The organism is Klebsiella sp. JB_Kp042 (assembly GCF_040065275.1).
In the GTDB taxonomy this organism is placed as follows: Bacteria; Pseudomonadota; Gammaproteobacteria; order Enterobacterales; family Enterobacteriaceae; genus Klebsiella; species Klebsiella quasipneumoniae.
Genome location: NZ_JBEAJL010000085.1, coordinates 57,454 through 65,876, shown reverse-complemented (window position 1 = coordinate 65,876; position 8,423 = coordinate 57,454). Strand labels below are relative to the sequence as shown.

At 58.3% G+C, this 8,423-nt stretch carries 6 protein-coding genes; 4 read left to right on the top strand and 2 right to left on the bottom strand.

Annotation, left to right across the window (positions count from 1 at the left end; translation table 11 throughout):
- Positions 1-341 precede the first annotated feature (341 nt).
- Both ABLV54_RS15505 and ABLV54_RS15500 read right to left on the bottom strand, forming a co-directional pair.
- The gene (locus tag ABLV54_RS15505; RefSeq protein WP_048296455.1) at positions 342-632 is read right to left on the bottom strand and encodes a PerC family transcriptional regulator; all 291 of its coding nucleotides are present in this window, start codon (positions 630-632) and stop codon (positions 342-344) included.
- Between the two features lie 311 nt (positions 633-943).
- The gene (locus ABLV54_RS15500; RefSeq protein ID WP_048298618.1) at positions 944-1,510 is read right to left on the bottom strand and encodes a LuxR family transcriptional regulator; all 567 of its coding nucleotides are present in this window, start codon (positions 1,508-1,510) and stop codon (positions 944-946) included.
- A gap of 633 nt (positions 1,511-2,143) precedes the next feature.
- On the opposite strand from ABLV54_RS15500, the gene pgaA reads away from it, so the two are divergent.
- From pgaA to pgaD, 4 genes are read left to right on the top strand one after another with little or no spacing between them, the layout of a single operon-like run.
- Entirely contained in the window at positions 2,144-4,591 is a 2,448-nt protein-coding gene (gene pgaA, locus ABLV54_RS15495) for a poly-beta-1,6 N-acetyl-D-glucosamine export porin PgaA (protein WP_072096592.1), read from the top strand.
- An 8-nt stretch (positions 4,592-4,599) separates the two neighbouring features.
- Complete coding sequence (gene pgaB, locus ABLV54_RS15490; protein WP_050533690.1) at positions 4,600-6,615, top strand: poly-beta-1,6-N-acetyl-D-glucosamine N-deacetylase PgaB; 2,016 nt, start codon at positions 4,600-4,602, stop codon at positions 6,613-6,615.
- Complete coding sequence (gene pgaC, locus ABLV54_RS15485) at positions 6,608-7,939, top strand: poly-beta-1,6-N-acetyl-D-glucosamine synthase (RefSeq protein WP_004206396.1); 1,332 nt, start codon at positions 6,608-6,610, stop codon at positions 7,937-7,939. Before pgaB ends, pgaC begins: the two co-directional genes overlap by 8 nt.
- Positions 7,936-8,382 (top strand): poly-beta-1,6-N-acetyl-D-glucosamine biosynthesis protein PgaD, encoded by a 447-nt coding sequence (gene pgaD, locus ABLV54_RS15480; protein WP_023291681.1) that lies wholly within the window; start codon positions 7,936-7,938, stop codon positions 8,380-8,382. Before pgaC ends, pgaD begins: the two co-directional genes overlap by 4 nt.
- Positions 8,383-8,423: the final 41 nt, after the last annotated feature.

Sequence of the window (8,423 nt, the reverse complement as noted above, 5' to 3'; positions counted from 1 at the left end):
GCGGGTACGGCGTCTGATGTATATCGCCCGGCGACGCTGCGCTTGCGCGGGCCTGCGCTGTTTGAGCCTGCGGGAGGACCCGTAGGCCGGATAAGGCATTTATGCCGCCATCCGGCACAACCGCGGGTACGGCGTCTGATGTATATCGCCCGGCGGCGCTGCGCTTGCGCGGGCCTACGCTGTTTGAACCTGTGGGAGGACCCGTAGGCCGGATAAGGCATTTATGCCGCCACCCGGCACAACCGCGGGTACGGCGTCTGATGTATATCGCCCGGCGACGCTGCGCTTGCGCGGGCCTGGGGGTCAATGAAACGTCTGCGCAAACGCAGTGAAGAAAGGTATTACTCGGCGGCGGTTTTTCCTTTGCCGGGCAGCCTGAACGCTTCGCCATAGGGCTTCGCAATGCCCATGCGATACTGCGTCTCCTTTGCCGCCTGGTGGAGATCAGCGAACTCCTCTTTCGGCGCCGGCGGACGTTGCGCCTTTTTCAGACACTGATTGCGATGATGACGGATCCACTCTCGGTCCTCATCGTCCAGGCAACGCTGCATCACCTCAATCCATCTGGATGCCGCCCGACGGTAGAACCCACAGGCTTCTAACCGCTCCGCAATACTGTCCCTTATTCTCATCCACCTCGCTCCTCTGATGCTTTCACGATATCTCATGGTATTCCGACGCGTGAGTCGGAATACCATGGTAGATTTAATTTATGACAAAACTATTCCTCTGCGGCGCAAGGAATATAATCATTATAATAATCGCTGTGCATAGCAAACCGCCATGGCGGTAATTACTTCCAAAGAGCTCCGGAATTATATGCCGGGCGCCGCCCTGGATACCGACTGGTATCGACGGTTGTACCTATCAATATCTATTTAATTTATTACATTTCCATCGTCACATACCTTGCGATATCACCTGTTCCCTGTACAACCACGCCTTATGGCGATCGACCGGACTGGTCCAGCAGTTTATTTTTGAAGATAAATAAGCAGGCTTCATTAAAATTATCTAACCCCAGTCGCTCATAAAGCGCGGTCCGCTTGCGGTAAAGGCCTTTTAGCGAAGTATTCAGATTCACCGCCACCTCCTCCATTGTCATCCCCGACCCAAGAAAACGCAGCATCAGCTGCTCTGTCATACTTAAGCGCAGATTGTCGAACCACTCTTTGGTCAGCCGCTTGCTCTTCATCTCCAGAAAAAGTCCAAATAAGGTCGCCATATCAGCGGGTGATAATGACATGTTTAAAAACGATTTCAGACTGAGTAAATGCTCTTCCCGATGGCGCATATCGAGGACAATACAGCATATTCGCTTTCTGGATTGTGCCGCCTCCATGACCAGATAATCGTAATGACAAAGCGGCGAACGGCTATCAACCAGCAGAGAGAGTTCATCAACCTCATTATCTAAAATCGTTTTTCCGCTAGAATCTAACTGAATGATATCAGGAAAGAAATTCTTAACTCCTTGAAAAAGATAGTGATCCTGGGTAACTAATATCATTGAATTTGCCACAAGTCTTCCCTTTAACATTTAATCAACAAATTCTCGTCAACCAGACGTTTTCCTTGCCCCTGGGGAACGCTCCGCATGGCGTTAAAAATAACGAGATCTGTGATTTATCATTAGCGCGGCATCTGAATCTGGCTGTGAAAAACCTCCCTGGGTGCGGACAGAAAATAAACGGATTAATTATAAATAAAAAAATCCCACAGAAAAGATGCTTTTTTTGCTATTGAGAATTTTTGTCAGAAATCATCTTAAATATCCATGAAAAACCTTTCTCTTCACTGCAATATAAGCCACGCAACAAAATTAAAACAAAATTTCAGCCAACTTCATTTTTTATTTATTTCAGTAAGTTAAAGGAACTCGCTTCAACATGGCGATTCGAATCAAACCATTTTTACAGATTTATCTTAAAACGCAGTTCGTCATTTAACCATATTTATCCGCTGCGGTATCGGGTATAAATTATCCATTCAATTATCCACAGGAGATATGTTTATTACTTTGCAATAAGTCATTCACCCGCAGTGCCAGTCAGCTAAATGGGACCATCCTCATCCTTTAACTCACCGTCAAAGGACGGTCGTGTTGTGCAATGGATTCTTGATGAACATATGGCAAATAGAAATGGAAAGATCACCTTATTCAAATACGTTATTGTTTAATCGCAACACGAAACTCTCGCTGTCAATCGGTGTGCTTTTGCTCTTCCCGACGCTGGTTCAGGGAGCGGACTCGCTCTATGACCAGCAGATCCTGCAAGCGCGTCAAGGCCAGTACGCCCCCTTTCTCTCATATCTTCAGCAATACCAGCTGCGGCATGCCTTAACCCCTTCTCAGGTTGCAGACTGGCTGCAGGTAGCCCTCTGGGCCGGCCAGGACGACGAGGTGGTGAAAGTCTGGCGACGCTATCAGGTCTATATGCCGCTTCCCGCACGGGGCACCGCCGCCGCGGCGCAGGCGATGCGCAACCAGAAACAGTGGCAAGCCTCGCTCCTCCTCTGGCAGCAGGCTCTCAGCCAGGCCCCCGACAGTGACGACTATCGTATCGGCTATATCAAGACGCTGGCCGATGCCCGCAAGGACGGCGAGGCGCTCAGCGAAGCGCGTCGCTTGGTGGCGGAGCAGGCGAGCATTGCCCACCTGCAGACCCTCTCTTATGTCTACCTGCGGCTTGGCAAGAGCTGGGACCAGCTGCTGGTGGACACGCAGATCCTCGATCGCGAACCGCAGAATAAAGCCGCGCTGGCGAGCCTGATGGCGACCCTGACCCGCAACCGGATCGACTCCCCCGCCCTCGGCCTCGCGAATAGCGTCGAACTGACGCCCACGAAAAAGCGCAACCTGCAGCTGAACGCCGCCGCCGAACTGGTGCGCCTTGCCGATACGCCTTCTCGTGAAGAAAATGCGCGTTACGCGCTGGCCCGCACGGCGCTGGCGCAATACGACGCGATGATCGCCGCCTGGCGTCCCGACCCGCAGGCCGCCCCGGACATCACCCGGGCGCGCATTGACCGTCTGGGCGCGCTGTACGCCAACGCAGACTACGCGCAGGTTATTCGCGAATACCAAAGCCTGATGGCGCAGCAGCAGGCGGTTCCCGACTGGGCCATCGGCTGGGTTATCTCCTCTTATATCGCGCTTAAGCAGATTGAGCCCGCGTTGACGCTTATTCATCAGCATCCCTCGTGGCTGACGAGCCAACAGAATGAAGAACATGAGCTTTTCTACGCCCTGCTGGACACCGCTCAGTACCCGGCGGCGCAGCGGTATGTCGCCCGACTCACCCGGAATGCGCCCTATATCCGTCATCTCTACGGCTCGCCGACGCCCCAGCCGAACGACGACTGGCTCACCGCGCAGTCGCTTAACGTGCACTATCTCTCCGCCACCAACGCCCTGCCGCAGGCCGAAGCCCGCATGCAGCGCCTGGCGGCGACGGCCCCCGGCAACCAGGGGCTGCAGATCGACTATGCCGCCCTGCTGCAGGACAGAGGGCTGCCGCGGGCAGCCGAACGCCAGCTGAAAGCGGCGGAAGCCCTGGAGCCCGCCAGCCTGCAGCTGGAGCGCCAACAGGCCTGGGTCGCCCTCGATCTGCAGGAGTGGCGGCAGATGGATCTGCTGACCGACGACGTTATCGCCCGCTCGCCACGGGATCTGAATACCCAGCGCCTGGCCAGAGCCCGCGAAATCCATCATTTCTCCGAGCTGCGCCTGAGCGTCGGCAAAGGGCTGCATTCCGACAACCCGGTGAGCGGTACCCACGACCTCAGTTTTGAGACGGCGATCTACAGCCCGCCGATAGCCGACAGCTGGCGATTGTTCGGCGGCCACCGCTTTGCCCAAGGCAATTTTGAAGAGGGGAAAGGCAGCCGTCGCCAGCTGTTCGCCGGTATTGAATGGCGTCCGCGCGACGCCTGGGGAGAACTTGAACTCTCCAGCGTCAATTTTCACGGCGAGAATAAGCCCGGCGTCCGCCTTTCCGCCGCGCACGACGTCAACGATCGCTGGCAGCTGGGCGGCGAGCTGGAGCGGATTTCGCAGCAGACGCCGCTGCGCGCGTTACGCAACGGCGTCAGCGCCAACCGCGGCGAAGGCTGGCTGCGCTGGTATCAAAACGAGCGCCGGGAGTACCGCGTCAGCGTGGCCGCCAGCCGCTTTACCGACCACAACCGTCGTCAGGAGTACACCCTCTCCGGTAAAGAGCGCCTCTGGCAGACCCCGTGGCTAACGCTGGATCTGCAGCCCGGTCTGTCGGCCAGCGCCAATAGCCGCACCGACACCGCGTATTACAGTCCGGCCCGCGACCTCGCGGCCACCGCGGCGCTGGCGGTCGATCACACGCTTTACCAGCGGTATGACACCGTCTGGAGTCAGCAGCTGCTCGCCGGCGGCGGCAGCTACTGGCAAAAAAATCACGCCGCCGGCGCGATAACGACGCTGGGCTACGGGCAGCGTCTGCGCTGGAACAACCTCGTCGACGCCGGGGTGATGCTGAACTGGGATAAACGCCCCTACGACGGTAAACGTGAAAACAACCTCGCTATCACTGTTGATGCAAACATACGGTTTTAAGGATGACCATGCTGAACACGACCCTGCGCAACGGCCTGATGCTTCTCGGCTGGCTGTGCCTTATCTTCAGCGTGCGTGCTGAGGAGGTCCCCTTCCTCGCCCCGCAGCAACGACCCCAGCTGGAGGCCAATAACCCCTGGCCGGCGGATCGCTTTCTGGTGCTGGCCTATCATGACGTCGAAGACGACGCCGCCGACCAGCGTTACCTTTCGGTGCGTACCAGCGCGCTTAATGAGCAGATCGCCTGGCTGCTGCATCACGGCTACCATGCCGTGAGCGTTCAGGACATTCTGGACGCGCATCATGGCCTTAAGCCGCTGCCGCCTAAGGCTTTTCTTCTCAGCTTCGACGATGGCTATAGCAGTTTTTATACTCGCGTCTGGCCGCTGCTTAAAGCCTGGAACGTTCCGGCGCTGTGGGCGCCGGTGGGCAGCTGGGTGGACACCCCCGCCAACCAGCCCGTTAATTTTGGCGGCCTGATGACGCCGCGCGATCGCTTCGCCACCTGGGAGATGGTGCGCGAGCTTAGTCGCTCGCCGCTGGTGGAGATCGGCGCGCACACCTGGGCCTCGCACTACGGCCTGCCGGCCAATCCGCAGGGCAGCCGCGAGCCCGCCGCCGCTAACCGCGGCTGGGATAAAACCACCGGCCGCTATGAAAGCGACGCGCAGTTTACCCGGCGAATAGCCGATGACGTGCAGAAAGTGACGGCGAAAATCCACGACGTCGCCGGGAAAGCGCCGCGCGCCTGGGTGTGGCCCTACGGCGCCGCCAGCGGCAGCACCCTGGCCATCGCCAAACAGCAGGGGTATCAACTGGCGTTTACGCTGAACGACGGCCTGGGCAACGTGAAGGATCTGGATAATATTCCGCGCATGCTGATCGCCGGTAACCCGTCGATCAAGGCCTTTGCCAACGCAGTGGCGCAGATTCAGGAAGCCGATCCTGTTCGGGTGATGCATGTGGATCTGGACTATGTCTATGACCCCAATCCCGTCCAGCAGGCAAAGAATATCGATAAGCTGGTGCAGCGCGTCTATGACATGAAAATCAGTCACGTCTTTCTGCAGGCCTTCTCCGACCCGCAGGGTGACGGCACGGTCAAGTCGCTCTATTTCCCCAACCGCTGGCTGCCGATGCGCGCCGACCTGTTTAACTTCGTCTCCTGGCAGCTACAGACCCGCGGCGGGGTGAAGGTTTATGCCTGGATGCCGGTGCTGGCCTTCGATCTCTCGTCCGATCTGCCGCGCGTTCAGCGCTGGGATCCGCAAACCGGGAAGGCGTTACTTGCCCGTCAGCCCTATGTCCGCCTGTCACCCTGGGATCCCCGGGTTCGCCAGCAGATCACCGACATCTATGAGGATCTGGCCCGACACGCCAGCTTCAGCGGGATTCTGTTCCACGACGACGCCGTGCTGACCGATTTTGAAGACGTGAGCCCGGAGGCGGTCGCCGCCTGGCGGCAGAGTGGCCTGGCGCACGATGCCGGCCCGGTGCCCCAAAGTCCGCAAGAGCGCCAGGCATGGATGCGTTTCAAAAGCCAAACCCTGACCCGCTTCACTCTGCAGCTGCGCCAGTCGGTGCAGGCCATCCGCGGCCCGCAGGTAAAAACGGCGCGTAATCTCTTCGCCCTGCCGATCCTTGAGCCGCAGAGCGAAGCCTGGTTTGCGCAAAATCTGGATGACTTCCTTGCCGCCTATGACTGGACGGTCCCCATGGCGATGCCGCTGATGGAGTCCGTGCCGATTGACGCCAGCCAGGCCTGGCTGACGCGGCTGGTGCAGGCCGTCGCCCTCCGCCCGGGCGCGCTGAAGAAAACCATCTTTGAGCTACAGGCCAGAGACTGGAACCGACGCCAACGCAACGCCATTCCCGACCAACAGCTGGCGGACTGGATGCATTTGCTGCGGCTAAACGGCGTCAAAAACTACGGCTACTACCCAGACGATTTCATTAACAATCAGCCAGATATCTCCCGTATCAGACCGCAATTTTCTTCCTGGTGGTACCCTGACCATGACTGATCGCATTATCGCATTGTGCATTTTATGCCTCGTTTTCGGGCTGCCGTTAGGCGTCGCAGCGGCGTTTACCGGCGAGCTTATCCTCGACTTTGTCTTTTTCTGGCCGCTGTTTATGTCGGTGCTATGGATCACCGGGGGTTTGTACTTCTGGTTCCAGCTGGAGCGCCACTGGCCGTGGGGGGAGGATACCCCGCCGCCGTCGCTGCCGGGCAATCCGCTGATCTCGATCCTGATCCCCTGCTTTAACGAGGAGAAAAACGCCCGGGAGACCATCAGCGCGGCGCTGGCCCAGCGTTACGCCAACCTCGAAGTGATCGCGATTAACGACGGCTCTTCGGACAACACCGCCCAGGTGCTCCAACAATTGGCGCAGGAGGAGCCAAGGCTGCGGGTGATCCACCTGGCCGCCAATCAGGGAAAAGCGGTGGCGCTCAAAGCGGGCGCCGCCGCCGCGCGCGGCGATCTGCTGGTCTGCATCGATGGCGACGCCCTGCTGGACCGGGATACCGCGGCCTGGCTGGTCGCCCCGCTGATCCACTACCCGCACGTCGGGGCGGTCACCGGCAATCCGCGGATCCGCACCCGATCCACGCTGATCGGCCGCATTCAGGTAGGGGAGTTCTCGTCGATCATTGGCCTTATCAAGCGGACGCAGCGGATCTATGGCCGGGTCTTTACTGTCTCCGGCGTGATCGCCGCCTTCCGGCGTCAGGCTCTGGCGGACGTCGGCTACTGGAGCCCGGATATGATCACTGAAGATATTGATATCAGCTGGAAGCTTCAGCTCCGCCACTGGGACATCTTTTTCGAGCCGCGGGCGCTGTGCTGGATCCTGATGCCTGAGACCCTCAAAGGGTTATGGAAGCAGCGTCTGCGCTGGGCCCAGGGGGGAGCCGAAGTCTTTCTGGTCAACCTGCGCCGCCTGTTTCACTGGCAGCATCATCGGATGTGGCCGCTGTTTCTGGAGTATGCCTGCTCCACGCTGTGGGCCTTTGCCTACGCGGTCACCATCCTGCTGTTTATCCTCAGCCGCCTGATGCCATTGCCGGACAACCTGACAGTGCACAGCCTGTTTCCGCCTGAGTTCACCGGCATGCTGCTCGGCCTGATGTGCCTGCTGCAGTTCGTCGCCAGCCTGTATATCGAACGGCGCTATGAGAAAAAGGTCGCCAAATCCCTGTTCTGGGTGATCTGGTTCCCGATGGTTTACTGGATGATCGGCCTGCTGACCACGCTGGTCGCTTTTCCGAAAGTGATGTTGAAACGTCAACGTTCCCGCGCGCGCTGGGTGAGCCCGGACCGGGGAAAAGGAAGCCTGCGATGAATGAAAATACGCTCATCTTAACCGAACACCGCGTGCTGCCCCGGCTGGTGGACGCCGGCTTAACGCTGCTGGCCTGGCTCGGTTTTCTGTTCTTTCTCTACGCCAATTTGCTGATGCAGTTCATCGCGCCGCCCTCCCCGCGCTGGTCATCGTTGATGGACTCCCTGAATACGGCGCTGGTGTATTTATTGATTGCCGCGCTGAACGGCTGGTTGCTGATCCTCTGGTACCACTATAACCGACGCCGCGCCCATACCCGGCGTCACACCGCGGTGCTTACCCTGCGAGATGAGGAGCTGGCCAGCAGCTTTAACGTCGCCCCGCAGATCATCTCCGAAATGAGTCGCTATAATTTGCTGACCGTTTACCACGATCACATTGGCCAGATTATTGATTTAAAAAGCCACGCGCTGCCGCCGCCCGAGGAGAGGGATCAGGAATGATAGCAGGGCCGCCCCCGGCGGCCCTGACTGGGTAACGACGC

Bases quoted from the DNA above. Each gene is read 5' to 3' on its own strand.
- pgaA (WP_072096592.1), top strand. From the start codon at position 2,144: ATGGAAAGATCACCTTATTCAAATACGTTATTGTTTAATCGCAACACG.
- ABLV54_RS15500 (WP_048298618.1), bottom strand. From the start codon at position 1,510: ATGATATTAGTTACCCAGGATCACTATCTTTTTCAAGGAGTTAAGAAT.
- pgaD (WP_023291681.1), top strand. From the start codon at position 7,936: ATGAATGAAAATACGCTCATCTTAACCGAACACCGCGTGCTGCCCCGG.
- ABLV54_RS15505 (WP_048296455.1), bottom strand. From the start codon at position 632: ATGAGAATAAGGGACAGTATTGCGGAGCGGTTAGAAGCCTGTGGGTTC.
- pgaC (WP_004206396.1), top strand. From the start codon at position 6,608: ATGACTGATCGCATTATCGCATTGTGCATTTTATGCCTCGTTTTCGGG.
- pgaB (WP_050533690.1), top strand. From the start codon at position 4,600: ATGCTGAACACGACCCTGCGCAACGGCCTGATGCTTCTCGGCTGGCTG.